Below are 25,586 nucleotides of genomic sequence, written 5' to 3' on the forward strand. Positions count from 1 at the left end.
CTACGCCTCGACATGAATGATCTCGAGAGCCGCGCGCGACAATCGCCCGCGGCCCGATTGAATGCGGTCGAGATCAGATCGCGGGAGGAGCGCGAGGCTGCGCGAAAACGACGGGAGCGCGCGGCGCGAAAGGCGCCGACTGAATCCTCGAAGGCGCGATGGACGGGACGCGGTCCATCGCTGGCGCGCCGGAGGTCGGCAGAAAGCCTAGAAGTGAGGCGTTTTCGCAGAAGGGGCAGCAGCAACCGTCATCGGGTGAAGGGGCGTCGCGCCGCCGATCCGGCCCATCGCCCTGGTGACGAGAGGCGCAATCGCCGGCGTGCGTGTCCGAGAAACCGGCGACGGAATGTTCGAGCGAGGCAGCCCCACCGGCGAACGCTGAATGCAACCATGGCGCGAGCAAGATCGCGAGCAGCAGAGCGAAGAACCACCCTCGCCGCCCGTGAGCGGAGGTCGAGCAAAGCGTATTCGATCGGGGCACATGCATTCGCCGGGTCCGCGCCGCTTGAGGAGCCGGCGGAGCTTATACGAGTTTCATAGCGCAGGCGAGAGAAGGGCGCGAGCCCCTTCGAAGAAAAGACCCTTTGCCATTGGCGAGCGTGCATTGGGCGGCTATATTGCATCCGGGTAGTGACGCGCTGCCCCTGGGCGTGGAAACCTTGAGAGCACCGGCAGAGGCGCCGGCCGGAACGGCGCCGAGGGTCATGCCCCGTCGAATGGCGTAACAACGGCTTCGGCCATTGCCGGCCTCCGCGGGCTATCGCCACAAGGAAGGCGAATTCAGTCTCACGCTCAGCGACGCCGCCGACGGGCTGGAACTCGCCAAGCTCACCTTCGTCGTTATAGGCCAACAAGGCGTCGGAACGCCCATCGTTTTGATTGGGGGCTTGCAAGGCCCGTCGTCGCATTGTGGCCCTCATACCAAAGCTCGCATCGTGCAGGCGACTCGGGCGCTATCCGGCCTCAGGCCCAAAATGGTCGTTTCCATCGCCGCCTCCGCATTCGCGCGAACGATCGGCTCGGCGTTATGACCGCTCTGAAGCCGGGTATGCGGAGCGCCGCCACCGCTTCGTAGGAAAGGACGCAATAGGCTGTTGCGGCAGCAGGCGATGACCCCTTGCGAGGATCACGTCCCCTGGAGCGGTGTAACTGAAGCGGTGCGAACGCTGCGATTTTCGGCTTTAGCCGGGAAGGTCATTCAACTGCAATGGGAGCTGAACGGCTCTTACGGACATGGTGAGCTTCGCGAGCTCCGAGCTGTCCGCATCGAATATCGCCGCAACGATTTCCGAGTCTCGAAATTTTGACGGAAACAGATATCGAATTCTCATTGAACGACGACGCCACGCACGCCGGGCTCGCCTATCGCTTCAACTTCACACGGTCGTCAGCAACAGAACCCTGAAAGGCATCCGCTTTCGGAAACTGTAAGATGAATACGGCGCCGCCGCCGAGGTTGTCCTCCACGCAAACACTTCCGTGATGCGCTTTCATGATTTCTTTGACGATCGCAAGCCCGAGGCCTGCCCCACCGCCGCCCGCGCCTCTGGCGCGCCAGAACCTCTCGAAGATGCGATCGCGATCCTCGACACGGACGCCGCCGCCTCGGTCGGCGACGCTCACGAAAGCCTCCTCATCGACTGCGACCACGACTTCCGTTCCCGCACGGGTGTGGGAAAGACCATTCTCCACGAGATTACGGATGGCGTCCTCGATTCCATAACGGCTTCCCTTGATAAAGACCGCATGGTCCACGCCTTGGGCGGCCAGCGAGACGCCGCGTGCGACCGCGAGCGGCGCCATGTATTCGACAACCTCGGCGGCGACAGCCGCCAGATCGACGGTCGCCGATACGTCGAGCGCGATGGCGTCGAGACGGGCGACGCGAAGAAGCTGCTCGACCAGTCGGCTCATCCGCGCCACGTCGAGCTTCAATTTTGCGAGTTCGCCATTTCCCTGGAGTTGATCGAGTCCAGCCGAGACGACGGCGAGCGGCGTGCGCAATTCATGCGCGGCGTTAGCGGTGAATTGACGCTGGACGGAGAATCCCTTCTCCAGGCGATCGAGCGCGTGATTCATTGCTTCGACCAGCGGCCCAATTTCCGCGGGAAGGTTTTCTTGGCGAAGCCGCACCGTGAGACTCGCAGGATTGATCGCGGCGGCTTGCGCGGAGATTTCTCGGAGCGGTTGCAACCCACGCCGGATAGCCAGTATGCCGATCGCCAGGGTGGCAAAGACAATGAGCGGTATTGTCCAGGCGACGTCAAAAACGAATTCGCGTAGGATCGTATGGACGAACTCGCTGACGTTCGCCGCACGCGCGATCGTGATCGACAGCGTTCCGGCGCCGCTGTCAACCCTCATGGTGAGGCCGTGGTAATTCTGTTCCGTGCGCCCGAATTCTTCGAGGCGGAAATAGTTCGGCTCATCGCTCGCCACAGGCCAGCTTGAAACGAGATTGCGAACGTCAGAGTTCGAGGCCGCGATGAGCTGACCGTTCGGATCGCGAATGGCGAACAGAAATATGTCCGCAGACGATTCATATACGCCCGCGAGCTTCGACGAGAGGCTGAATTGGGGCTTCGCGTCGTCGCCGAGCGTGACGAGAGCCGCCAGGTCGACCGCACGCCGCCGCAGGTCGAGATCGCCGAGCGAATCCGCCGTTTGGTAGGCTTGATAGACGAGCGCCGCCACTCCGATCAGAGTTGCCACGACGTAGAGCGCCGCGAGCCGAACGGCCAATTGGAACTCGAGAGAGAGTCCGGCGAGCCATCTCATGATTTATTCTCGCATAACAAATAGCCGACGCCTCTCACGGTGTGGATTTCGGCGGAGGCTCCGGCTTCGAGCAGTTTACGCCGTAGATGATGGATGTGCACGGGAATGGCGTTCGATTCCAATTCGTCGCCCATGCCATAGAGCTTTTCTTCGAGTAGCGCTTTCGGGACCACTCGGCCGACGCGTCGCATCAAATGTTCCAGAATGGCGATTTCACGGCGCGGCGGCGTAATCGACTTTCTATCCACTTTGACGTCGCGCCCGACCGTGTCGAAGGTGACATTCCCCGCCTGCAGAACCGTCCCGAGCGCGCCGCCCGGCCGCCGCAAGAGCGCTTTCACGCGAGCGATCAATTCCTCCGTAGCGAAGGGTTTGACGAGATAATCGTCAGCTCCGCTATCGAGGCCGCCCACGCGATCTTCCACACCGTCCCGGGCTGTGAGGATGAGGATCGGCACGCAGTTTCCGCTCGAACGGGTTTCAGCGAGCAAGGCGAGGCCGTCGCCATCTGGTAGACCGAGATCGAGAATCGCCGCATCATAGGGCATGAGCGAGAGCGCTTCGCGGCCGTCTGCGCAGGTTCCCACGGAATCGATGACGAATCCGGCGCGGCCCAAAGCCGCCGCCAGCAGCTCGACAAGGCGAGGCTCGTCCTCGATCAACAAGAGCCGCAATCCAGTATTCCCCCTGCTCCGATGCTCACGTTCTCGTCGCCGATTATCCGAGCACCCGTTGTTTATCGCAATATTAAGGGGGAGTGGCGCGGTTTCTCATAAAACTGCCTTAACACTCCAAGGCCAAACTACCCAGGACCCGAGAACCGCCGACCCGTGAACAATGCCGCCGATCAAGGTCTGCATGGGCAACGCAAATTCTCGACAGGAGCAAGCGATGACAACGAGAACCGCGTTCCTCGTGGCGGCGGTCGTCGGCTCGGTCGGCCTCAGCCTGAATGCCGCAGCCGAAAAATTCGAGAAACTGTCAGGCGCGCAAATTCGCGCAAAGCTCGCCGGGATGCTGTTTACCGACGAGGTGCATTGGGGTGAAGCGTACTGGCCAGACGGCAAGCTGACGAGCGACGCAATGGGCAGAAAGCGCGTAGGCAGGTGGGACGTCAAGAGAGATCAATTGTGTACGGACTACGGCAAAGATAGCAGCGAAACCGCCTGTTACGAAGTGTGGATCTCTGGAAGAAACATGCAGCTGAGAATGCCGGGTTCTGCGAGCCTTCCATTCGAGGGCGTGCTCGAGAGGGCGCCGAACCGCCGGTAAACGGGCTCGAAGCTCCAAGTCGGTCGGAGGCATTCCGTGACCAAGTCGCGCAGCGATGAAAGGCCGACGCATAAAACTGCCTTAAAGTTCGTCGGCAAGTCTCTCCGCGCAAACCGTCCCGAGATGGAAAAGGACGCCGTTATGATATCGCCAATGCTCCGATCTGCAATCCTCGCCGCAGCCTTCCTCGGCGCGAGCGCCGCGCTCATATCCACAAAGGCCGAGAACAGCGAGGCCGGGGATACGGCGCTTGCCGCCAGTCTCAAAGATGTCAGGCTAACTCTGGAGGCAGGGCTAGCGACGAGCGAGCGCGAGGGAAAGCCGATATCGGCGAAGTTCGAACTCGAAGACGGCAAGCTTCAACTCTCCATCTACACGGCGACGTCGGATGATTTGACCGAAGTGGTTATCGATCCCAGGACCGGGGCGATCGCAAAAGCCGAAAAGATCACGGACGACTTCGATCTCGTCGCCGCAGAAGTGCAGAAGAGCGTTTTGACGAAGGCGACGATTTCTCTGCTCGCCGCGACTGAAAAGACGATCGCCGCCAACCCTGGATACCGCACGGTCAGTGTGACGCCAAAGACCGCGGACGGTCATCCCTCGGCGGAAGTTAGGCTGCTGCAAGGCGCGACCTTCAAGAACGTCATAGAGAAGCTGGACTGAACCATTCCGCGACGGTGTGGGGTGAGAGGCTTCAGGAAGGGAGCGGTGCAATGAACAATGCGAGCTTCGCAAAGAACGCGATATGCGCGGGCTTCTCACTTCTGCTTTGCAGTTTACAGCCCATCTCGGCGCAGGCGCGATCGCCCCTGAAAGGCGCGGCTTACGTAACGTCCTGGTTCGGCGGCAGCGTGTCGGTGATCGACCTCGCCACAGGCTCGGTGGAGAAAACGATCCCCGTAGGAATCCATAGTCACAACGTGGCGCTGCGTCCGGACCAGAAACAGGGCTGGGTGACCAACAACAACGCCGGGACCGTGTCGATCATCGACACGCAGTCAAACGCGGTCGCGAGGACCATTCCGACCGGGAGGGGGCCGCGGCACACGTTCTTCAGCCCGGATGGGAAAGAGGCATATGTGACGAACGAATTCGATGACAGGATCGAAATCTTCGATGCGCAAGCGGGGGCTTCCCTCGGCGTCGTCAAAGTGGGCTCGATGCCGCATTTCGCGCTCGTGTCGGGCGAGAAGCTGTTCGTATCGAACTTCGGCGGCGGCGATGTGACTGTCCTCGCGCGCGCCAAGCGCGAGATCCTGGCGACGGTCCCGGTCGGAGCGGGCCCGCTGGGCGCTGGCGCGACGAAAGATGGCAAGCGCATCTATGTCGCTTGTCACAACGCCAATCACATTGCGGTTATAGACGCCGAAAAGCTTCAGCGCATAGCCGACATCCCCACTGACGCGGGCCCTGTGCAAGTGACGGTCGCGCCTAACCAGACCTTTGCCTATGTCGCCAACGACGGCGCGGGCTCGGTTCAGAAAATCGACCTCGCCGCCAACAAGATCGTCAAGACCATTTCAATCGCCGCCGATGCGGGCAGCCATGGAGTTGGCTTTGCCGGCGAGGGCCGCTGGCTGCTGATCACCAACACCGGCGCCAACAGCGTCTCTATCATCGACACCGAGACGGATGAGGTCATAAAAACCGTCTCCGTCCCGAAAGCGCCCGAAGGCGTCGCCGTGAAACGTTGAGCAGAGCCTCGAGCGAAAATTGTCGGCGGACTCTCACTCCGGGTTACATCGGGCACACCTAAAGGAGGTTCAGATGCGCTTATTCTTCTCGCCGCTCGCCGTCGCGGCTCTGCTGGGGTCTCTCTCATCCGCAACCGCCGAAGACTTCGACTGGCGGAAAGTCGACGAAACGCTCGGGAGACAGCCCGCGACATCCGGCGACGTTCGTCGCTACGCCTTCCCACGCAGCGACCTTTCGGTGACGCTCGATGGAGTCGCGATCAAACCGGCGCTCGCGCTCGGCGGATGGATCGCGTTCAAGCCGACGCGGGGAAAAGCCATGGTGACCGGGGATTTCGTCCTGCTCGAGAGCGAAGTCAGGCCGGTCACCGCAAAACTCATCGAAGGCGGTTTGGAAATCACGGCCGTGCACAACCATCTCCTGCGCGCGGCGCCGACGCCGATCTATGTGCATGTGGGCGGCACAGGCGATCCTGCAAAACTCGCGGCGACCATCCATGACGCGTTGGCCGCGAGCAAGACCCCCCTGACGGCGCCGACGTCCCCCGGAGCAACTCCGCCCGTCGATCTCGACACGGCGCGGCTCGACGAGATCGTCGGCGTCAAAGGCAGAGCCGTCGGCGGCGTCTACCAGTTCATCGCGCCGCGCCGAAATCAGATCATCGAGGATGGAACGCTATTGGATCCTCCTGGTCCGCTAGGCGTCGCCACGGTCATCAATTTTCAGCCCACCGGCGCCGGCAAAGCCGCGATCACCGGAGACTATGTGCTGACAGGCGAGGAAGTCGGCGCGGTCACACAGGCCCTGCGCTCCAATGGGATCGAGATCACAGCAGTTCACAGTCACATGTTGACCGAACAGCCCCGGCTTCTGTTCATCCATTTTTGGGCGAATGAGGACGCGCTGAAATTGGCGAAGGGCGTGCGCGCAGCGCTCGACAAAGTGGATGCGAGAAACTGAAGGGGACAACGGCCTGTTCGAATTTTCGTCAGCCATGCACAACGGAGAATGGAGATGACGAGGCTCTCTAAGCGAGAATTAATGATCGCCGCCGCCGGACTCTGCGGAGCGGCGATTTTCGACGCCTCGAATTCGGGGGCTTTGGAGTCCGAAATTCAGTTGGACCTTTCGAGCCCGCTCTCTGGCTGGGAGCCCGTGAGCGGACGATGGGACGTCGAGGAGGTCCTTGGCGCGTCGAAGGGCAAGGCGCTGGTCCAACGCGCGACGGGCAATGACTTCAACGTCATCGTGGCGCCGGGCGGGCCTTATGCGGACGTCGACGTCGCCGTTCGATTCAAACCGATCTCCGGACAGGAGGACGCGTCCGCCGGAATCGTCTTCCGCTTTTCGGACGGTCGTTATTATGTGATCCGAGCCAACGCCTTGGAAGACAACTTCAACCTCTATTACTACGATCGCGGACGACGACAAATTTCCAGTTCGCGCGTCAAGGCGCCGGCTCTAGGTCGCTGGCATAAGCTGCGCATTGTCGCCGAGGGCGATCGGCTGAAGGGTTGGCTGAACGACGAACTCTTGATCGATCATCGTGATAGTAGATATTCGACCGGACAAATCGGCCTTTGGACGAAAGCGGATTCGATCACGGCTTTCGATGACCTTATCGTCAAACCGATCAGCGGCCGTTGACGAGAATGAACGGGAACATGCGACGAACTCGCTTGTAGCACAGGCGGTCGTGATTGCAAGAGAGGTCGAGGCGGACATGAACAGGTTGGCGCCATTGGCGTTGTTCGCGCTCGCTATCATCATGACGATCGTCGGATGGTGGCTGCTCGCGCCCGAGGGAGGGGAATCCGTCGTCGTCTATGTGAGCCACGACGAAGTTTTTTCCGAGCCCATTCTGAAGGATTTCGAAAAGGAGACCGGCATCGAGGTCCGCGCGGTCTATGACACCGAGGAAACGAAAAGCGCGGGCGCGATGAACCGGCTGATAGCCGAGAAGAGCAATCCGCAGGCCGACGTCTATTGGGCCAACGAGCCGATACGAGCGGAAGTCCTGCGGCAGCAGAAGATCGCCGCGCCGTACCTCTCGCCAAACGCCGCGGGTATCCCCGAGTCATTCCGCGATCCGCTGGGATACTGGACCGGATTCGCGGCAAGAGCGCGCGTGCTCATCGTGCGGCAGGACGTCGACCCGAAGCCGACGTCGATTTTCTCTTACCTCGATCCGCAGTGGCGCGGCAAGGCGGTGATCGCCAATCCGCTTTTCGGCACGACCACGGACGAGATCGCAGCGCTGTTCGTTTTGCTGGGCGACGAGGATGCTCGCTCGTTCATGGAGACGATGCGCGACAATGACGTCAAAACCGCCCCGAGCAACGGCGACAGCGCCGATCTGGTGTCGCGCGGTCAGTTCGCCTTCAGCCTCGTCGACAGCGATGATGCCGTGAGCCGGATGAGCCGACATGAGCGGGCGATCATGGTCTACCCGGACCAAGGCGCGGATGAGATCGGCAGCCTGATTGTCCCCAACGCCGCAGTGCTGATAGCCGGAGCTCCGCATCCCGACGCGGCCAGAAAGCTGATCGATTACCTGCTCTCGGTGGAAACTGAACGTAAACTCGCCTTTTCCGACGCGGCGCAAATTCCGCTGCATTCCGGCGTCAAAACGCCTCCGGGAGTAAAGCCGATCGAGGCGATCAAGACGATGGCGGTGGATTACGCGGCGGTCGCGACGAAATTGCAGGAGATCCAGCCATATCTGAAAAACTGGGCGGCGACGCGTTGATCACGGGAAAACGCGTCACCTTGGCGGCTGCGGCTTTGGCGCTTGCGGGCATAGGACTTTTGCCCGTCCTGACAATGATCGCCCGCAGTTTTTTTGTCGATGGGCGCCTCGGCATGGAGGCCTATGCGGCGCTTTTTGCTTCGTCGCAACGCCTCCTTCCCTGGTTTGGCAACAGCCTCCTTCTCGCCTCCCTTATCTCTTTTTCCGCGACGATCATTGGAGCGCCTCTCGGCGTCCTGCTGGCGCGGACCGATCTTCCCTGGCGCGGCGTTTTCGCCGTGCTCTTCGCCCTGCCATTTTTTGTTCCTCCTTACGTGATCGCGGCGGCGTGGTTCTCAGCGCTCGACCAGAGCGGCTCGATCGGCCGTCTCCTGCCTGAAGGGGCGTCAGAATTCTTGTCATCGACGTTTTTCGGACTCTCGGGCTGCGTCGTGTCTCTGACCACGAGTTTCACGCCGATCGTCATGCTCTTGACCATGGCCTATATCAGCGCCGTCAATCCGCGCCTGGAGCAGGCGGGTCTCTTGGCGAGTCGTTGGCCGAATGTGCTCTGGCGTATCACCCTCCCGCTGATCGCGCCGGCGATCGTGTTCGCTTCCGTGCTGGTCTTTCTCCTCACCCTTGGAGAGGTCGGCGTCCCGACGTTTCTCCGTTATCCAGTCTATCCGACCGAGGTCCTTACGCAATTCGCCGCCTTCTATGATTTCAGCGCGGCGACGGCGGCGGCGCTTCCATTGCTGCTCGTCGCCGCAATGGTCCTGACTCTGGAAAAGTCACTCCAGCGGACGTCGTCAGCGACAATAGGCGCATCGATGACGAATGCTCCGAACGGAGCGATCGCGCTCGGGCGCTGGCGCCTTCCCTTGCTTTGGGTCGTATCACTGTGGATGTTCGCGACAGTGATCACGCCCTTTGCAGCGCTTCTGGGTCAGGCCGCCTCACTCGATGCTTTGGCTCAGGCCTTCGCGCGCGGCGGAGACAGCATCCTGCGCAGCGTCGTCTTTGCCTCGGTCGGCGCGACCTTTCTGACCCTTAGCGGATTCTTTTGCGGATATCTCATTCATCACAAGGCGCTCGCGATATGGCGAAGCGTCGATGCGCTGACGCTGTTCCTGTTCACCTTGCCGGGGACCGTCGTCGGCGTCGGCCTGATCAGCCTTTGGAACCACCCCTCCACGAATGTGATCTACGCCACGCCTGCAATTGTCATTCTCGGCTTCCTGGCCCAATACGCTCTGATCCCGACGCGAATGACGGCCGCAGTCTTGCAACGAATTCCGCCCTCATTGGAGAACGCGGCGGAACTCGCCGGCGCCGGCTGGTTCACGATCCTCGGCGAGATCGTCGCGCCGATCGCAAAGCGCGGCCTAATCGCCACGTGGACGATCTGCTACATTTTCTGCGTGCGCGATCTCGGGATCGCCATGGTGGTCTATCCTCCTGGCTCGGACACTTTGACTGTCCGCATCATGACGTTGATGGCCAATGGCGCGCCGAGCCTGATCGCTGCGCTTTGCCTCATTCTGATCATCGTCACGCTCGCGCCTCTACTCGCGGCGGTCTTCTGGCGGGCGGCATCGAGGCCATTCACATGAGCATGATCGAACTGCGATCCGTATCCAAGGATTATCCCGGGCGCCGGGCGGTCGACGCCGTGTCGTTGCGGATCGAAACGGGAGAGCGCGTCATCTTGTTCGGTCCCTCCGGCTGCGGGAAGTCGACCATCCTGGCTTTGATCGCCGGCCTCCTCATTCCGGACGCCGGCGAAATTCTGATCGACGGACGGCTTGTGGCGACAGCGAAGAGAAATCTCGTCGAGCCGAGCGCACGCGGCGTCGGCATGGTGTTCCAGGACCTCGCGCTCTGGCCCCATATGAGTGTCGCCGAAAACATCGAATTCGGCCTGCGCGCGAAGCGCGTCCCGAAGTCCGAGCGCGACCGCCGCATTAGAGAAATGGCCTCGCTCGTCGGCCTCGGCGATTATCTGACCGCAAAACCCGGGGAGTTGTCGGGTGGGCAACAGCAACGCGTCGCGCTCGCCCGCACGCTCGCGGTCGAGCCCCGCATTCTGCTCATGGACGAGCCGATGTCCAATCTCGACGACGCGCTCGGCGAGCAGTTGCGGGGAGAGATTTTGCGGCTGCAGAACGAGCTCAGCTTCACCCTCGTCTATGTGACCCACAACAAGGAGGAAGCGGCGGCGCTCGGGACAAGGACGATTCGCCTGCGGCAAGGACGGGTCGAGACCGATACCGGCGTGGTCTGAACGCGCTGTGCGATGAGGCAATTTGCTGCGCTCGTGAATCACCGCACAAGATCGAGCTCGCGAAAATTGGATTTGACACGAGGCGCGCGTTTTGGTGTTGTGCCTCATGGGGATTGCGATCTCCCCATGAGGCGACATGCCCAAGCATCGCGTCCAGCTTCGCAAGCGAAGGACGCCGCATGTCAGCCTACAACTCGATTGCTCCCGACTCATTGTCTCGTCTGATCGGCTCTCCCAAGGGCCCGATTCTCATCGATGTCCGAACGGACGAAGAATTTTCGTCCGATCCACGGTTCATTCCTGGCGCCATTCATCGCGACGCCGGCTCGGTGGCTGGTTGGGCGCGAGTTGTCGCCGGGCGACGAGCGGTGGTCATTTCACGCGACTGCGGGGCGCTCGCGCACGGCGTCGCTGCCTGGCTGCGCGACACAGAGATTGGCGCCGAGGCCCTCGAAGGCGGCTATAACGCCTGGGCGGCAGCTGGTCTCCCTCTCATCCCCGAGTCCAAATTGTCGCCCCGCGAAACCATTTGGGTGACGCGCGCGCGGCCGAAAGTCGACCGCATCGCCTGCCCCTGGCTGATTCGACGATTCGTCGATCCATATGCGGTATTCCTGTTCGTCGCCGCCTCGGAAGTTCTGGCCGTCGCGAAGCATTACGACGCGGCTGCCTTCGATGTCGACGGCGCCTTCTGGACCCATCGCGGCGACAAGTGCAGCTTCGACGCCTTCGTCGAGGAGTTGGGGTTGGCGACGCCGGCGCTGCGACGGCTCGCTCTCATCGTGCGTGGCGCGGATACGGGACGCCAGAATCTCGCGTCCGAGTCGGCCGGCTTGATCGCCGCTTCTCTCGGGCTATCGCGTTTGTATTCCGATGATCTCGAGCAGCTCGAAGCGGGCCTGGCGCTCTATGACGCCTTCTATTCCTGGGCGCGCGAAGTCGGCGCGCTGTTCTTCTCCAAAATGGCGGCCGTCACCTTTGGCGGCGCTTACGCCGTGCTCGCCTACGTGGCGCAGCAGGCGGTCGAGAATCTTCATTGGCTGAGCTCCGGAGAAATGCTCGACGGTCTCGGCATGGCGGAGACGACGCCTGGCCCACTGATCATCGTGCTGCAGTTCATCGGCTTCATGGCCGCCTACCGCGCGCCCGGCGCTCTGGCGCCCTTGCTGGCGGGAGCGCTCGGAGGTTTGCTCGCCACATGGGTGACCTTCACGCCGTGCTTCCTTTGGATATTCGTCGGCGCTCCCTACATCGAGCAGCTTCGGGGCGCGAGGGCGTTGACGGGCGCGCTCTCCGCCATCACGGCGGTCGTCGTCGGCGTGATCCTCAATCTCGCCATATGGTTCTCGGTCCACACCATGTTCCGTGACACGACGCGGATCCATTCGCTCGGCCTCACCTTTGACGCGCCGGCGCTCTCTAGCGTCGATCCATGGGCGCTCCTTCTTGCTGTCGGCGCCGCTGTGGCGATCTTCCGCTTCAAAGCCGGCTTGCTCCCATTGGCTGCCTCCGCGGCCGCAGGCGTGGGGCTTTATGCCATCGGACTGATTTCGACCGGCGGCGCCGGATGATCGGGGAAGCTCGAATGTTCACGCGCCTGCTCTTCATCGCCGCAATTTTGATCTCGCCAGCTTACGCGGCCGCGCGGCCCGCCGAAGGCTTCAGAAAGCTGACAGGACCGCAAATTCGACGCGCGTTCACCGGAAAGCAATTCAGCGACGGCGTACACTTTTCCTATCGCTACGTCGCTGACGGAACCATCCAAGGCATGAAAATGGGGAAGAAGGTCGTGGACAAATGGGCCGTCGCGACGAACAAGCTGTGCGTGACCGACCATTTTGGCGAAACCTGTTACGACGTTTGGATCAAAAATTCAGCCGTCAAGCTCACCATTGACGGATCGGATTTTTCGGTCGAGGGAACATTGAAATGAGCGTCGAAGACTCCGACGTTTCCGATGCGTCGATGCGCGAATGAGCGGCGCCCTCCGTTCCTTACTTTGGGCGCGGGCCTTGCGCGACTTTGGCGACGGCTTTCTCGCCGTGATGCTGCCGGTCTACCTAATCAAGCTCGGTTTTTCGTCCTTCGAAGTCGGAGTGCTGGCGGGCGCGGCTCTGTTCGGTTCAGCCGTCCTCACCTTGATGATTGGCGTCATCGGCAATCGCTACGATCCTCGCCGTTTGCTTCTCGTCGCCGCCGCTTTGATGACGGCGACAGGCGCCGCTCTGTCGCTCGCTGACTCATATATTTTGCTGCTCATCGTCGCTTTCGTCGGCTCGGTCAACCCTTCAGGCGGCAGCGCCAGTTCCTTCGTGCCCGTGGAACACGCCGTTTTGACGCGCGAGACCGCCGCCGCCGAAAGAACGAGGGCGTTCGCGCGTTACAGTCTCGTCGGCGGACTTGCCGCGGCCGGCGGCGCATTGGCGGCGGCAGTCCCTGATCTCGTGACGCGAATAGGCTGGCCCGAGCTTTCCGGCATGAAAGCCATGTTCGCGGTCTATGCGATCCTGGGGATCGCCAGCGGAGCGCTTTACGCGCGCGTTCCGCCACGTCCACGAACATCGCAAAATGGCCATCATGAGGCGCTCGGCCCCTCCCGCTCAATCGTTTACAGGCTCGCCGCCTTGTTCAGCCTCGACGCCTTCGCCGGAGGTTTCGTCGTTCAATCGCTGTTGGCGCTCTGGCTGTTCGAACGCTTCGACCTCTCGCTTGCGACTGCAAGCCTTTTCTTTTTCTGGTCCGGCATTCTCTCGGCGTTTTCCTTCCCCGTGGCCGCGCGGCTCGCCAAGCACTTCGGCCTCGTCAACACCATGGTGTTCACGCATATTCCTTCAAGCCTCTGCCTCATCCTCGCGGCTTTCGCGCCATCGCTTCCCCTGGCGCTCGGATTGTTGCTCATTAGAGCCGCGCTCTCGCAAATGGATGTGCCGACCCGCTCGTCCTATGTGATGGCCGTCGTCACGGAGCCGGAACGAACAGCGGCGGCGAGTTTCACCTCCGTGCCGCGCAGTCTCGCCGCTTCATTGAGCCCTGCGCTCGCCGGCGCGCTCTTCGCTGGACCGTGGTCGGCGTCTCCGCTCATCCTCTGCGGCGCTCTGAAAATCGCCTACGATCTATTATTGCTCAATCAATTTCGACATCTGAAGCCGCCCGAGGAATGCTGACATGCAGCGAAACTTTCTGACCGCGACGGATAGCGTTCCACCAAAGTTGCGCAGCGCTACGACGCCGCGGACATTTTTGTCGCGCCCAGTTGGCGTCAAGCATTTTGGGCGGTTCTCGAGACATGGAGACGCCGATCATCTCCAACTCACCACCTGAACTCGAGATGCAAATTTGGGCGTGAGATTTTGTCGGGAGAGGGATTTAGAATTGTTGTCCGTTAAGACCTCGTCTCGGCTTCAGCGCCCGGCCATGATAACTTTTTTCACGTGCTCGGATTCGAGCCTTCATGTCTGCTCCTGCTCGAGAGGGCCGAACCGAGGTTTTCCCTTTGCCCATTCGATCCGTGGACGAAAACTTTTCTATCTGCCGGCTCGGATGGGCCGGAGCCGTCGCCGCTGTCTGCCTCGCAGCGTCTCCTGCGGCGGCTGGCCCTCCGTACCGCACCGACGACCCGGAGCCGGTCGACTTTCAGCACTTCGAGTTCTTCACCTTTTCGACCGGAACGCGTGTCAGAGGCGATACGAGCGGGGATACGCCGGCGATCGAATTCGATTACGGCATTGTGCCGAACGGCCGCATCGCCATCATCGCCCCTATGTCATTCGACCGCATGACGGGCGAGCCGCTGAAATGGGGCTATGGCGATACCGACTTGGAATTCAAATACCGCCTTATCGAGCAAGACAAAAAGGGTTGGAGACCTGCTATCGGCGTCGTCCCCTCGGTCAAGATTCCGTCGGGAGATTTCCATCGCGAACTCGGAGACGGCGTCGCGCGAATATTTCTGCCGATCTGGCTTCAGAAAGACTTCGGCGACTGGACGACCTTCGGAGGCGGCGGCTATTGGATCAACCACGGGCGCGGCAACAAGAATTTTTGGTACGCCGGCTGGGTGCTTCAACGTAAAATTACCGACAAGCTCGCGATCGGCGCGGAGCTGTTCCACCAGACCGCGGACAAGATAGACAAGAAGGACGAGACCGGCTTCAACCTCGCCGCAATTTATGATTTCTCCGACAACTACCATTTCCTTTTCTCGATCGGGCGAGGACTTCAGCACGCGAGACAGACGAACGAACTCTCGTGGTACATTGGTCTGCTCGTGACCGATGCCGTCGAGAAACCGCCCGAGAACAAGAGCCGCGAGACGGAAAACGTCAAGGAGGACGGAGCCGGAAAATCGTCGCAGAAGGCCGCTGCCCCGAGTAGCAGCGCCAGTGAAAATGGCTATCCGAAAGAGACTGAGAAGTCCTCCGGCGCCACTGCTTCTGCCGATTCGTCGAAGGCCGAGGACGCCGAAAAAATGCCTCGGCCCAGCGCTGACGCATCGAAAAACGCCGAGCCGAAAGCCGCTCCCGCAGTCTTCTCCTGGTCGGGTTTCTTCGTCGGCGCGGATATCGGGGGCGCATGGCAACGAGCGAATGAAGCCGATACGGTAGGGTATGTGGGGCCGTTCCGCTCGTCCTACGGCCTCGAGGGCCCGATCGGCGGACCATTCGTGGGGTTCAACTGGCAAATGGCCCCTTTGGTGTTAGGGCTCGAGATCGACGTCGAAGCCGCTGGCGTGCGTGGCGGCGAGGGAGTTTCTCTCATTGGCCTGAGGCAACGGCATGATGTGCGCGGATCGGCTCGCGGCCGCATCGGCGTTGCCCTGGAGCGCGTCCTCCCCTACGTCGCCGGCGGCGTCGCTCTCGCAAATTTCTTTCCTTCGGCACTCGGGGAGTCTTTCAACCAAGCGCGTCCGGGCTGGACGATCGGAGCTGGTATCGAATGCGCGATCGAAGAAAATTGGTCTGCGCGACTCGAATATCGCCATAGCGATTTCGGATCGACGACTTACGTTTCCTCGAATTTCGACGGTAACTTCTATCGCGTTCGCGTGAGAGACAGCTCGATACGACTCGGGCTGGCCTACCATTTTCGCTTTCCTGAGCCGGATCAGAAGTCGCAGGACGCCGCCGAAGCGGACAAGGGGAGTGTGAAGTCAGCGCGAATGGCGGCGAAAGGGAAGCGAAATTCTGTCCGGTGAATTGCTCTCCCGGACTTCGGATTGCTGCCGGGTGACCTGCCCCCGAAGTTTCATCCAGCGGCGAGTCGAGTCCCGGCGGTTGATACGCCCGCGGGCGTGGGGTGAGCAACAGGCGATCGGCGGATCTGGCCCGGGTTGCGCAGCCGATCGCCTGTTGCGGTGAGCGCGGCCGCATAGTCCGCCGGCGTCGCATAGCCGAGGGAAGAGTGCGGGCGCCGGTGGTTATAATCGTGAACCCAAGAGCGAACTTTCTCTCTCGCATGGTCGAGGCCGAAGAACAGCGTCTCGTTGAGCAGCTCGTCCCGCATGCGGCCGTTGAAGCTCTCGCAGGAGCCATTCTGCATCGGCTTGCCCGGCGTGATGAAACGCCATTCGACCTTGTTCTCATCCGACCAGGACAGGACGGCGTTCGAGGTGAACTCCGTCCCATTGTCGGAAACGATCATGCCGGGCTTTCCACGCCTTTCGATCAGCGCCGACAGCTCGCGCGCAACCCGCTTGCCGGAGATCGACGTGTCCGGGAGCCGCGCGCGGCCGCCTTCGCGCTGTCGCAGACGCTGTTCAATGGATGGCGCACGGATAATTCCATACGTCAGGCGGAGTCGGGCGTTTTCGCCGCGCGGGCGACGATGCGCGTCACAGAACAGACGACGCTCCAGAACGCCGCGACCGCCTAAATGTATTGCGCGACACGGCCGTTCTCGGCCTGAGCAAGAGCAATATCACTGTGTTGAAAGAGCAATTGCGGGTGACGCGGCATCGGCAGGATCTCGGCGAGCTGAGCGTGATCGCATCCGCCGCGCTCGCCGTGATCACCGTATCCGCTCCGATCTGCTGAGCCGCTCAGATGGCGCCCAGTCGGCGACCGCGCGTTGCGCGAGGAGAAGGACATTCGATCCGTCAGGATCTTTCGGGCAGCTATCGCGCATTATGCCGTCGGGCGGAGAGATCGCATGGTCGTTTCCGCCGCGACGAACTGCGCGCCCGAGAATGCGGCCCCTCGGCGCCTGGCTACGACGGCGCTTTCGGGCGTAATCAGAGCCGGGCCCGTTCAGCCCTTTCGGTTGTCGGAGCGTTTGCTTTGCGCATCTATCCGACTGTTTCGTCAACGCTCGGGATCGAAGCCGACGTCGATCGCGAAAGTCATCGGCCGCGGCGGCGGAGCCAAGGGCGCGCTCGCGCGAACCGTCTGCATCGCTGCGGCGTCGAGCCGCGGCTGACCGCTGCTCGAAACCAGCTTGATGCTGTCGGCTCGAATCTGCCCCGTGGCCTCGATGAAAAACGACACTTTCGCCGCGCCGCGCCACGCGCTGCGACGCCCTTCCTCTGGGTAGATGAGCCGAGCGTGCACCTTTTTCGACACCTGCCTGCAATAGGCGCGGAGCAGGGTTTCCTCCGACACCTCTCGCTGCGCGATGGTGCGGGCGGCCTGTTGCCGATCGGCGCCATTGACCTGCGTCGAGCCTCCGGATTCCGGCTTCACGAACGCCTTGGCCGAGGCAATGACCGAATTGGTCTGGAGAGGCGCGCCGACGTCCGCCTGCGGCTTCTGCTCCGAAGGGGGCGTCGGCTGCGCCCGCACGGCGCTCTGCGTGTCTTGCTGCGTATGGCCCGCTGTATCCTTCTGAACCTTTTCGTCGGCCTGTTCGTCGGAGACGAGGCCATCCATCTCGAAGACCAGCGTCGAGCGATCGTCTTCATCCGGCTCGATACGAGAGAACATGTAGGGCAAAGACAGGAGCGCATGCAGGGCGAGCGACGCCGCGAAACCGTGATAGATGGTGACGCGGGGGCGTCGCTCGCCCTGTTTCGCCGTCATCGCCGCCGCTTGCATACTCATCATGGGCGCCTTTATTTCCCGCCGGCCTTGGTCTGCACGGCGACCTTGGTGAAGTTCGATCGTTTCAAAATGTCGGCGACGTCGATAAAGCTCTGGAAGGCGATGGCGCGGTCGGCGCGGATGAGAAAGGGCGTTTCCGGCGGTAGGCCCATCAGCCGAGTCGACAGTTCCTCTTTCGTCGAGGCCTGACCGTCGAAATAAATGCTCCCGTCGGCGGTGATCTCGATCGTCTTGTCCCTCTGCTTTTCGACCTTCGCCTGCGTGGCGTGAGGCAATGAGACGGGAATTCGGCCCGTCGCGATGAAATTCGCCGTTGTCAGCACCATGGTGAGGAGCACCAGCATGACGTCGACGAGCGGAATGACGTTGAGCGTCTCGAAAGGCTTCTCATCCATGGGCGATCTCCCATTTCAGCATCAGAACTTTCGCCCTGCGCACCAATGCGTTGTAGGAGGAAACCGACACCAGCGCGACCACGAGGCCGACGGCCGTCGCCTTGAGAGCGAGCGCGAGGCCGGCCATGATCTTGCTCGCGTCGGCGGAAGCGTCGAGGCCCATATTGTAGAAGGTCAGCATAATGCCGAGAACCGTGCCGAGCAGGCCGATATAGGGCGCGTTGGAGGCGACCGAAGCGATCACCACGAGCCGCGCGGTCAATTCCAGCTCGAGCGTTTTGACGCTGGCGAATCGCGTGAGGTCGACCGAGCGATAGAAGAAGAGGCGCTCGAGCGCCACAGCGACGACGACAATGCTGAGCATGGTCAAGAGGCCGATGACGCCGAAATCGACCGCCGTCGAAAGCCATTCCATCTGCATTTTTTGAATTCTCCCAGCGATCGAAGAAACATCAGGAAGCTGCCGAAAATGCGCTTCTTCAGAAGGTGAATCCGACCTGCAGCAGTCCCTTGGTGTGGCGGTCATAGGCGGTCGCGCCGCTGTTGGCTCCATAGGTGTGCGCGGCTTGCGCTTTCAGCACCAGGCGGCTGCCTCCGCCTATGTCATAGGTCGCATAATAGGCGACGCCGAGATCGTTGACGCCCGTATAGCTGCGCTGCGTCGTCGTATAGGAGCCGTTCTCTAGCCACACCGCGCCTATGTCGGTGAAGACGCCGAGCGCGTGACGATAATTCTCGATTTGGGGAAGCGAATATTTCAATTCCGGCGTGACGAGATAGCCGCTATCGCCGGCAAGTCCCTCATCGAAAGAGCGGACGCCCCAGAAGCCCCCCAGGCCGAATTGCTCGCTGGTGTCGAGATTTCCGAATAGCGCCTTCTGCGCGCGCAGAGCTGCCGACAGCGAGAGCTTATCGCCGAGCGCGATCACCGCATTGGCCGCGAGATTGATGCGATAGTAATTGCCGACCGTGTCGACGCGGGCGCGGTCTTGTATTTTCTGCGTGACGTCGAGAAAATTCACATAGCCGGAGGTGAAGGAGAGCGTCGAGCTGGTCACGAGCGGCAAGCCGAAAAGATCCTGCTCCGAATCGCGCGTGACGCCGAGCGTCCCGAGCGCGATGGTGCGGTCTGCATAGGAGGTCCCGGCGATCTCGTCGTTCAGCCATTTGTGGGTGAAATTCGCCCACAGAAAGATGCTCTCGCTGCGCTGGCGCTTCGCCGCATAGCTCAATGTCGCCGTCATCGCATAGGCGCTGCCCGTGGCGTCGAGATCCTTATAGACGCCGCCGAGCGAATAAGTGGTGCGGAAGGCGGCGATCTCGGCGCGCAGCCCGTCATAGCCGAGCGGCAGCGAATAAGCGACGCGGCCGCTCGCGAGACCGGCGCGCTCCGATACGATCGCCGCGCCGGAGAGGCGATCGCCCAGGCCGAGCGGCGAAAAGATCTCGAGGCCGCCGTTCAAGCGGTCGCGGCCCGTGTAGGGCGAACCGAAATTGTCGCCCAGCAGATAGCCGCGGAAGCGCTCTCCTTCCGGCACGACGAATTGGAAATTGGAGGTCTCTTGCTGCCGGCCGGGAGAAATGACGATGCGCGGAACGCCGGCGCCGGGCAGGTTGGAGACGAGCAGCAGCGCGCGCTCGAGCGCGTTCCTGTGAATGGTCTCCTCATTCTCGATCGCGTGATCGACGACGCCCTGTAGAAAGCCCGTGTCGACCGCGGACGAATTATTGACGAGGACGCTTCCATAGCGCCCGACGACGAGCTTGATCTTCAAGGCGCCGCGGCGCGCATCCTGCGCGGGCACATAGGCCTTGGCCACGAGATATCCCTTGGCGCGATAGAGCAGCGTCACCTTGTCCGCGGCGGCATAGATGTCGCCCAGCGTCAGCTTGCGGCCTTCATAAGGCGCGAGGACTTCGCGCAGCTCCGTCTCGCTAACGAGGAGCGGGCCCTCGACGACGAAGCGCTCGACGAACAACGTCTCCTTGCTGGCGAGCGTGAACCGCGGCTCGGCCGGCTGCGGCAGCGCGGGCGTCGCGTTCCGGCGCGGCGGCGGCGCCTGGCGCGCCTCCTCGGCCTGCCGGACGGCGTCGCCGATATTGTAGGGCAGGATCGGCGTCGGCGCGCTCTGGGCGAAAGCCTGCGGCGCGGCGAGGGCGAGCGCCTGCGCGGCCGAGCAGGAGAGCAAGAGTGTACGGATAGTCATTTCTGGATCGACCTTTCTGATCCGCGGAAACCGCTCATCGGGCTTTCTGATCGGGAGCGTTGGTCTTGCCGCCGCCGCCGAGATCGAAATGGCGCCCGTCGACGTCTATGCTGCGAATGCGCGCGCGATATCCGGCGCTGGGAGACGAGACGTGAGCCTTCTGGCCGCTGCCGCCGGCGCTCGTCGTGGACGCATGACGCACGCGCGGCCGCTGGGCCGGCGGCGACGTTTGCGCGGGCGTTTCGCCTTGCACATTGTCGTCGATGTTCGCGCCGGCCGCCGCCGAGACGGCAGCCTTGCCCGCCGAAGTGGAGGCCTGCGCATTCAGCGGTCTCTTCGAAGAGGCCTCCGCGGCGCTCGCCACGACATTGCCGGCAGAGAGAGCGGCCTGCCGCGTCTGCTGCGCCTGTGCGCGTTGCGCGGCCGCGGCGCGCGCCTCGGCTCTCGCGTCACGATATGTGCTGTTGGTGACGGCGCCCGTGCTGGTGTTGCTGCCGATCAGCGACCCGCCGCCGGCGTTCACGCTTCCGGTCGCGCTGGAGTTGGTCACCGTGCCGACACCGAGTTGAAAGGAATAATTGGAGCCGATGAGACCGCCAGTGTTAGTGGCGCCGAAGACATCGCCCGTCGCCGTGGAATTGTTCACGGCCCCGCCATTGCCGCCGACGAGCCCTCCGACATTGGTCGTTCCCGTCACGTTGCCGCTCGCGGTCGAGCCGGTGATCGCGCCGCTATTCGTTCCCGCCAAGCCGCCGGCATTGCCTCCATATGTTCCCGCTACGCCGAGATTCGTCGCCGTGACGTTTCCGGAGGCGGAGGAGTTGCTGATCGTTCCGCTGGTGGCCCCGGCGAGGCCGCCGACGGTGAATTGCCCCGTCGCGTTTCCTGTCGCGCTGGAACCGGTGATCGTCCCGAAGTTGACGCCGACCAGCCCTCCAACCTGGGTGTAGCCGTAGACATTTCCAGAGGCGCTCGAATTCGTGATCGAACCAGACCCTGATGCGGCGAGTGTCGAACTATAGACGAGGTTGCCGCCGACCAGACCGCCGATGTTCTGACTGCTGTTTGTTGCGTTTCCTGTCACATCTCCGGTCGCGTAGGAGCCGTCGACCTTTCCGCCGTAATTATAGCCGACCAAGCCGCCGAGATAGTTGCCGGGCCCGGACACGTCGCCCGTCGCATAGGAGTCGATGATCGTGCCGACATAGCGGCCGTTCACCGTGTTCTCGCCGACCAGCCCGCCGAGCGCGCTGCCGTCCACCGCCACTCCAGCGGCGTTCGTGCCCGCGGTGGCGCCCGAGGCCCCGAAGGTGACGTCTCCGGTTGCGTAAGAGTTGTTGATCGTGCCGCCGCTGTTCATTCCGACGAGTCCGCCGAAAATATTGCGCACCAAATTCGCTGTTCCTGCGCGGGCCGTGACAGTCCCCGTCGCATAGGAATTGCTGATGACGCCATTGGTCGCGCTATTGGCGACGTTCCATCCGACCAAGCCGCCGACATTGTTCCAGCCGGATACATTCACAGCGGCCCAGGAATCGGTGACGAATCCAAATTGATTGCGCGCGACGAGCCCTCCGACCGGCGAGGCGCCGGAGACCGTGCCGGTCGCATAAGCGTTGCTCACCGTGCCCCAGCTGAGCCCGATCAGCGTCGCGGCGTAGCCGCTGCTCATATAGATATTGGCGTTGACGAGGCCGATGTCGCGCACCGTCGCCGATGTCGCGGAGGAGGAGCCCAGCGTGCCGATGAGCGCGGCGAAGCCGGTCGCCGTCGTGTCGTTGATGGTCAGATTGCCGATCGTATGGCCGAGGCCTGCTAGCGTGCCGCTGAGCGTGCCGATCACAGCTCGGGAATAGGTCTTGCCGGAGGCGTCGATATCCTGCGCCAACGCATAATATCCAGTCGCCGTCACGCTCGCATAGGCCGCCAGATCCGTCATGCCGCGGAAAAGAGCGTAGCTGTTGCCGTTGATCTTGAGGCTGGCGCTCGTCCCGCTCAGCGTCACCTTCGCGCCATTGTCGATGTCGACGTAATAATTGGTCCCCGACCTCGCGCCGCCGGTTGAAGCGTAACTGCCATAGTTCAGCACGAGTCCTGCGCTCGTCCCCGTTGCGGTGATCGGCGCATTGACATAGATGTTGTTCGTCGCATTCAGCGTGAGGATCGTGTTGCCGGACCAAGTCACCGCGCTGTCGACATAGATGTTGCCGTGCGTCCCGCCGCCACTCGTCGACCAGAGGACGATATTATTGCTCGCGAGCAAGCTGCCGAGCAGCGTTCCGGTGATGTCGCCGCCGATCCCGATGGTGAAGCCGTCGGGATCGATGGTCCATGCGCCGGTCTCGCTGGTGGAGGAGGCCGTCGTCACCTCGGCGCTGTCGGCGATCGTCACCTTATTGCCGGAGGTCTCGATCGCGCCGCCCTTGCCGCCATTGGGCGCCGAGGCGTCCAGCTTGCCGGACACCTTCGTCGTCCCGCCCGAGGCGAGCATCTTGATCTTGCCGATCTTCACGCTGCCGGTGGAGGACGAGCCGCCTGTCAGGTCGGCGATTGTTCGCGCCTGTATGAGGCCGCTGTTGTTGACCTGCGCGGAGAGCACGGCGTCGGCCGCTCTCGCGGTCATCGTCACCTGGCCGCCATCGGCCTTGATCAGTCCCTTGTTCTCGACGAGCGCGTCATAGGCTCCCTTGTCGATGGTGACGTCGAGCAGAGAATCGCCGCCGAAGTTGAGCGTGATCTGATCGCCCGAGGCGAGGGCGATCGTGCCGAGCTTCGCATTGATCGTCCCTTCGTTCGACACGGTTCGGTCGAGCAGGGCGACATAGCCGCCGTCGGCCGCATAGATCGTGCCTCGATTGACGACGGCGGCGGAGGACGAGCCGGAGAATGTGTAATTGCCGGCCATGAAATTCGAGTTGGAGATGTCGAGCGTGGAGGCGACGAGTCCGCCGACATTCACCTGCGCATCCTTGGTGAAGAGAATGCCCGCGGAATTGACGAGGAACACGCGCCCATTGGCGTTGAGCGCGCCGGCGATGACGCTCTGCTCATTGCCGACGACGCGGTTGAGCGTCACGGCGAGCGCGCTGGGTTGGCTGAAGTTGACCGTCTCGCCGACGCCGATGGAGAACGTCAGCCAATTGATGATCGCGCGATTGGTCGACTGCGTGACATTGGTGACGCTCCCCGTCGAAGCGATCGTCGCCGCGCCGTCTACGACGACGCCGCCCGTCGGATTGGCGAGCGCCCTCGGCGGCGCCATCAGCGCGGCCACCGCGGTCATCGTCGCGAAAGAGGTTTGCAGCCTTCTCGCGCGATCGGAAAAAGGCGGGCGGCCGGCGCCTCGCGAAGGGGGCGTCGCGGCGCATGACTTGCTTTTTTGCGTCATCTGCGTATCTCGAGCTTTCGAAATCGTTATATATCGACATTATATTTATAAATGGCGGCGCCCCAGTCAACGACGAAATGCGCCGCGTCTCAGAATCGTCCGAGAATGTTCGACCTGACACGGCAGATCGACCGCCGTCTTATTGCCGATGTGAAGCAATTTTTGTCAATTTCCGCACCGTTTAGCGGTGGCGTGACTATCTATTGAGCTTTTGCCTATATAAAAGCCATAAAATGCTGCTTTTTAGATCGGTTCTAGGTCGCATATATTTTGAAATATATCTCGAATAAATAATTCGGCGTGGGCGCCGAGCGTCGTTCACGCGCCCCGACGCGGGTTCGAAATCAAAAAACGCCGCCGTGGCTCGGCCACAACGGCGCCTCGAGTCTCTCGCGACCGCTCGGAACCATCAGGTGGTTCTCGATGAGCCGATTACGGGAGAAGATAGCAATAGTGGGTGATGACCCCCTGGGCCGTCGATGCGGTCAAATAGCTGATGAGATTCGCCAGGACCGTATCCTGAGCGCTGGAGCGGCCGCTATGCACGACGCCCACGGCATTCTGAACGATCTGGCTGTAGGAATGCGCGCCATTATAGGGATATTCCTTCCAGGTGGCCCCGCTAACGCCGGTCGCATTGAATGAATATGTGTTCGTCCCGGCGTCGTATCGGCATACCTTCGACTTCGCGATGAAGCCTTGCTTATAGGTGCCGTTCGCCACCGCCGTATAGGTGTTGTCGATATTGCTGGCCGTATAGACGCCGCTGCCGGGGATCGTCGTGATCGACCACGGAGATTGTGACAGCACTGTCGCCGCCGCGGATCCGTAAGGCGCGGTGCTCGGATTGGCGATCACCAGGCTGTCGGGAAAGCTGCCGCCCACGAGGGATTCGAGCCCGCCGCTGACATTAACGCCGCTCGAGGCGGTCGGCGACCACAGCAGGATCTCGCCCTTGGCGTATGTGAAGGGCGAAGCGGTCGCCCAACCGGCGGAAAATACAGTCGCAGGATATGAGGTGTCCGCGGACAAGAACAGATCATATCCGGGGCTGTTGCCAGATGTGATGGCGTTGGTGATATTGCCCGAGGAATCCGAGGTGATCGTAAATGTGTCTCCCGGGTAATCGAGCTCGAATGCAGATCTGATCTCACCCAATGGGCTAGCGAAATTCGCGGCCACCGCGACGTTGATCGACGTCGCATTTGCAGACGAATACGCGGACAAGGCGAGTGTCGACACGCTGAGCGCCAGCGACATGATATATTTGTTATGCATATTGCATACCTCTCTCGCGATAAAATGCTCGTAGCGCCGAAATCGGCTCCGCGAATGGGTCCAATATTCTCGGCAAGCGTCCGATGCAGGCAGGCCACCTGCTGCTTCTCGAGCAGCATATAAATACGTTACATATCGATTTCCCGTCAAGGCAACTTTGTTATGCAAAATTATAACGAAACGGCGACGCCATCGCGTTCCGGCCAGCGATAGTGGTCGATCGGGGCAATCCTCTTATAGTAGACGTGCTATAGTGCTCAAATTATGTGCGAACTACGTTTTCGAGCGCCCATTCATACAGCGTAAATAATCGCGATCATGCTTTTTCGTGCATGATGCCTATCCATATAACAGTAATTACTCTATTCCCACTCGGATCTCGGGGCGCGGAGGGGGAAGCGACGCAGGAGGAGGCGGCGCGCGCCCTTCAGTCGCCGTCGGAGGGCGGCGGCGTCGCAGCGATCCTGGAAGGACGGGGTCGCCGCGTGAATAGCGCGACGGTGAATTTGCTTGGCCCGCGC

At 61.7% G+C, this 25,586-nt stretch carries 22 protein-coding genes and 3 pseudogenes; 15 read left to right on the top strand and 10 right to left on the bottom strand.

The genetic code is table 11. The annotated features are described in order from the left end of the window. Nucleotides 1-73 precede the first annotated feature (73 nt). Nucleotides 74-487, bottom strand: coding sequence for a DUF2946 family protein (locus Mspo_RS20315; protein ID WP_368854815.1), 414 nt, complete (start codon nt 485-487; stop codon nt 74-76). A 253-nt stretch (nt 488-740) separates the two neighbouring features. Here Mspo_RS20315 and Mspo_RS15960 point away from each other — a divergent pair, with 253 nt between their 5' ends. Then, complete coding sequence (locus Mspo_RS15960; RefSeq protein WP_159731449.1) at nt 741-1,031, top strand: DUF535 family protein; 291 nt, start codon at nt 741-743, stop codon at nt 1,029-1,031. Between the two features lie 331 nt (nt 1,032-1,362). Here Mspo_RS15960 and Mspo_RS15965 read toward each other — a convergent pair whose 3' ends face one another. Both Mspo_RS15965 and Mspo_RS15970 read right to left on the bottom strand, forming a co-directional pair. Further along, entirely contained in the window at nt 1,363-2,778 is a 1,416-nt protein-coding gene (locus Mspo_RS15965) for an ATP-binding protein (RefSeq protein WP_159731451.1), read from the bottom strand. Continuing rightward, nucleotides 2,775-3,452 carry a response regulator transcription factor gene (locus Mspo_RS15970; protein WP_159731453.1) on the bottom strand — a complete coding sequence of 226 codons (678 nt, stop codon included), beginning with the start codon at nt 3,450-3,452 and terminating at the stop codon, nt 2,775-2,777. Before Mspo_RS15970 ends, Mspo_RS15965 begins: the two co-directional genes overlap by 4 nt. Nucleotides 3,453-3,615: 163 nt before the next feature. On the opposite strand from Mspo_RS15970, the gene Mspo_RS15975 reads away from it, so the two are divergent. The 13 genes and pseudogenes from Mspo_RS15975 (at nt 3,616) to Mspo_RS16030 (ending at nt 15,957) form a co-directional block, all read left to right on the top strand. Further along, entirely contained in the window at nt 3,616-4,050 is a 435-nt protein-coding gene (locus tag Mspo_RS15975; RefSeq protein ID WP_159731455.1) for a hypothetical protein, read from the top strand. Nucleotides 4,051-4,086: 36 nt separating this feature from the next. Next, the gene (locus Mspo_RS15980) at nt 4,087-4,716 is read left to right on the top strand and encodes a hypothetical protein (RefSeq protein ID WP_159731457.1); all 630 of its coding nucleotides are present in this window, start codon (nt 4,087-4,089) and stop codon (nt 4,714-4,716) included. Between the two features lie 50 nt (nt 4,717-4,766). Beyond that, nucleotides 4,767-5,747, top strand: a complete 981-nt coding sequence (locus tag Mspo_RS15985; protein WP_159731459.1) for a YncE family protein — start codon at nt 4,767-4,769, stop codon at nt 5,745-5,747. 73 nt (nt 5,748-5,820) lie between these two features. Next, nucleotides 5,821-6,708, top strand: coding sequence for a DUF1259 domain-containing protein (locus Mspo_RS15990; RefSeq protein WP_159731461.1), 888 nt, complete (start codon nt 5,821-5,823; stop codon nt 6,706-6,708). Nucleotides 6,709-6,789: 81 nt separating this feature from the next. Beyond that, nucleotides 6,790-7,395: a family 16 glycoside hydrolase gene (locus Mspo_RS15995; RefSeq protein WP_256366363.1), complete on the top strand. Its 606-nt coding sequence runs from the start codon at nt 6,790-6,792 to the stop codon at nt 7,393-7,395. A 76-nt stretch (nt 7,396-7,471) separates the two neighbouring features. Further along, entirely contained in the window at nt 7,472-8,497 is a 1,026-nt protein-coding gene (locus tag Mspo_RS16000) for an extracellular solute-binding protein (protein WP_159731465.1), read from the top strand. A 113-nt stretch (nt 8,498-8,610) separates the two neighbouring features. Continuing rightward, nucleotides 8,611-10,092 carry an iron ABC transporter permease gene (locus Mspo_RS20110; RefSeq protein ID WP_256366364.1) on the top strand — a complete coding sequence of 494 codons (1,482 nt, stop codon included), beginning with the start codon at nt 8,611-8,613 and terminating at the stop codon, nt 10,090-10,092. After that, a complete protein-coding gene (locus Mspo_RS16010) occupies nt 10,089-10,763 on the top strand; it encodes an ABC transporter ATP-binding protein (protein WP_159731469.1) in 675 nt (224 codons plus the stop codon). The genes Mspo_RS20110 and Mspo_RS16010 overlap by 4 nt, the downstream gene beginning before the upstream one ends. Nucleotides 10,764-10,942: 179 nt before the next feature. Continuing rightward, nucleotides 10,943-11,701, top strand: a pseudogene (locus tag Mspo_RS19980) (chromate resistance protein ChrB domain-containing protein); the annotation flags it as partial. A 6-nt stretch (nt 11,702-11,707) separates the two neighbouring features. Continuing rightward, nucleotides 11,708-12,334, top strand: a pseudogene (locus Mspo_RS19985) (chromate transporter); the annotation flags it as partial. 14 nt (nt 12,335-12,348) lie between these two features. Then, complete coding sequence (locus tag Mspo_RS16020) at nt 12,349-12,696, top strand: hypothetical protein (protein WP_159731473.1); 348 nt, start codon at nt 12,349-12,351, stop codon at nt 12,694-12,696. 40 nt (nt 12,697-12,736) lie between these two features. Further along, nucleotides 12,737-13,927, top strand: a complete 1,191-nt coding sequence (locus Mspo_RS16025; protein WP_159731475.1) for an MFS transporter — start codon at nt 12,737-12,739, stop codon at nt 13,925-13,927. A gap of 329 nt (nt 13,928-14,256) precedes the next feature. Then, nucleotides 14,257-15,957: an outer membrane protein gene (locus tag Mspo_RS16030; protein WP_159731477.1), complete on the top strand. Its 1,701-nt coding sequence runs from the start codon at nt 14,257-14,259 to the stop codon at nt 15,955-15,957. 50 nt (nt 15,958-16,007) lie between these two features. On the opposite strand, the pseudogene Mspo_RS16035 reads toward Mspo_RS16030, so the two are convergent. Further along, a pseudogene (locus Mspo_RS16035) lies at nt 16,008-16,481 on the bottom strand (integrase core domain-containing protein); the annotation flags it as partial. A 158-nt stretch (nt 16,482-16,639) separates the two neighbouring features. Between Mspo_RS16035 and Mspo_RS20210 the strand changes: the two are divergent. Beyond that, nucleotides 16,640-16,795 carry a hypothetical protein gene (locus Mspo_RS20210; RefSeq protein ID WP_159731479.1) on the top strand — a complete coding sequence of 52 codons (156 nt, stop codon included), beginning with the start codon at nt 16,640-16,642 and terminating at the stop codon, nt 16,793-16,795. Nucleotides 16,796-17,062: 267 nt separating this feature from the next. Here Mspo_RS20210 and Mspo_RS16045 read toward each other — a convergent pair whose 3' ends face one another. The 6 genes from Mspo_RS16045 to modA form a co-directional block, all read right to left on the bottom strand. Beyond that, nucleotides 17,063-17,797 carry a TonB family protein gene (locus Mspo_RS16045; protein ID WP_210252815.1) on the bottom strand — a complete coding sequence of 245 codons (735 nt, stop codon included), beginning with the start codon at nt 17,795-17,797 and terminating at the stop codon, nt 17,063-17,065. An 11-nt stretch (nt 17,798-17,808) separates the two neighbouring features. Then, complete coding sequence (locus Mspo_RS16050; RefSeq protein ID WP_159731482.1) at nt 17,809-18,192, bottom strand: biopolymer transporter ExbD; 384 nt, start codon at nt 18,190-18,192, stop codon at nt 17,809-17,811. Beyond that, nucleotides 18,185-18,613, bottom strand: coding sequence for a TonB-system energizer ExbB (gene exbB, locus Mspo_RS16055; RefSeq protein WP_159731484.1), 429 nt, complete (start codon nt 18,611-18,613; stop codon nt 18,185-18,187). The genes Mspo_RS16050 and exbB overlap by 8 nt, the downstream gene beginning before the upstream one ends. 58 nt (nt 18,614-18,671) lie before the next feature. After that, nucleotides 18,672-20,399 (bottom strand): ShlB/FhaC/HecB family hemolysin secretion/activation protein, encoded by a 1,728-nt coding sequence (locus tag Mspo_RS16060; protein WP_159731486.1) that lies wholly within the window; start codon nt 20,397-20,399, stop codon nt 18,672-18,674. A gap of 34 nt (nt 20,400-20,433) precedes the next feature. Further along, the gene (locus Mspo_RS16065; protein ID WP_244613492.1) at nt 20,434-23,682 is read right to left on the bottom strand and encodes a GLUG motif-containing protein; all 3,249 of its coding nucleotides are present in this window, start codon (nt 23,680-23,682) and stop codon (nt 20,434-20,436) included. Nucleotides 23,683-24,219: 537 nt separating this feature from the next. After that, complete coding sequence (modA, locus tag Mspo_RS16070) at nt 24,220-25,047, bottom strand: molybdate ABC transporter substrate-binding protein (protein WP_159731490.1); 828 nt, start codon at nt 25,045-25,047, stop codon at nt 24,220-24,222. Between the last annotated feature and the right edge of the window lie 539 nt (nt 25,048-25,586).

This window comes from Methylosinus sp. Ce-a6, assembly GCF_009811655.1.
Lineage (GTDB): Bacteria > Pseudomonadota > Alphaproteobacteria > Rhizobiales > Beijerinckiaceae > Methylosinus.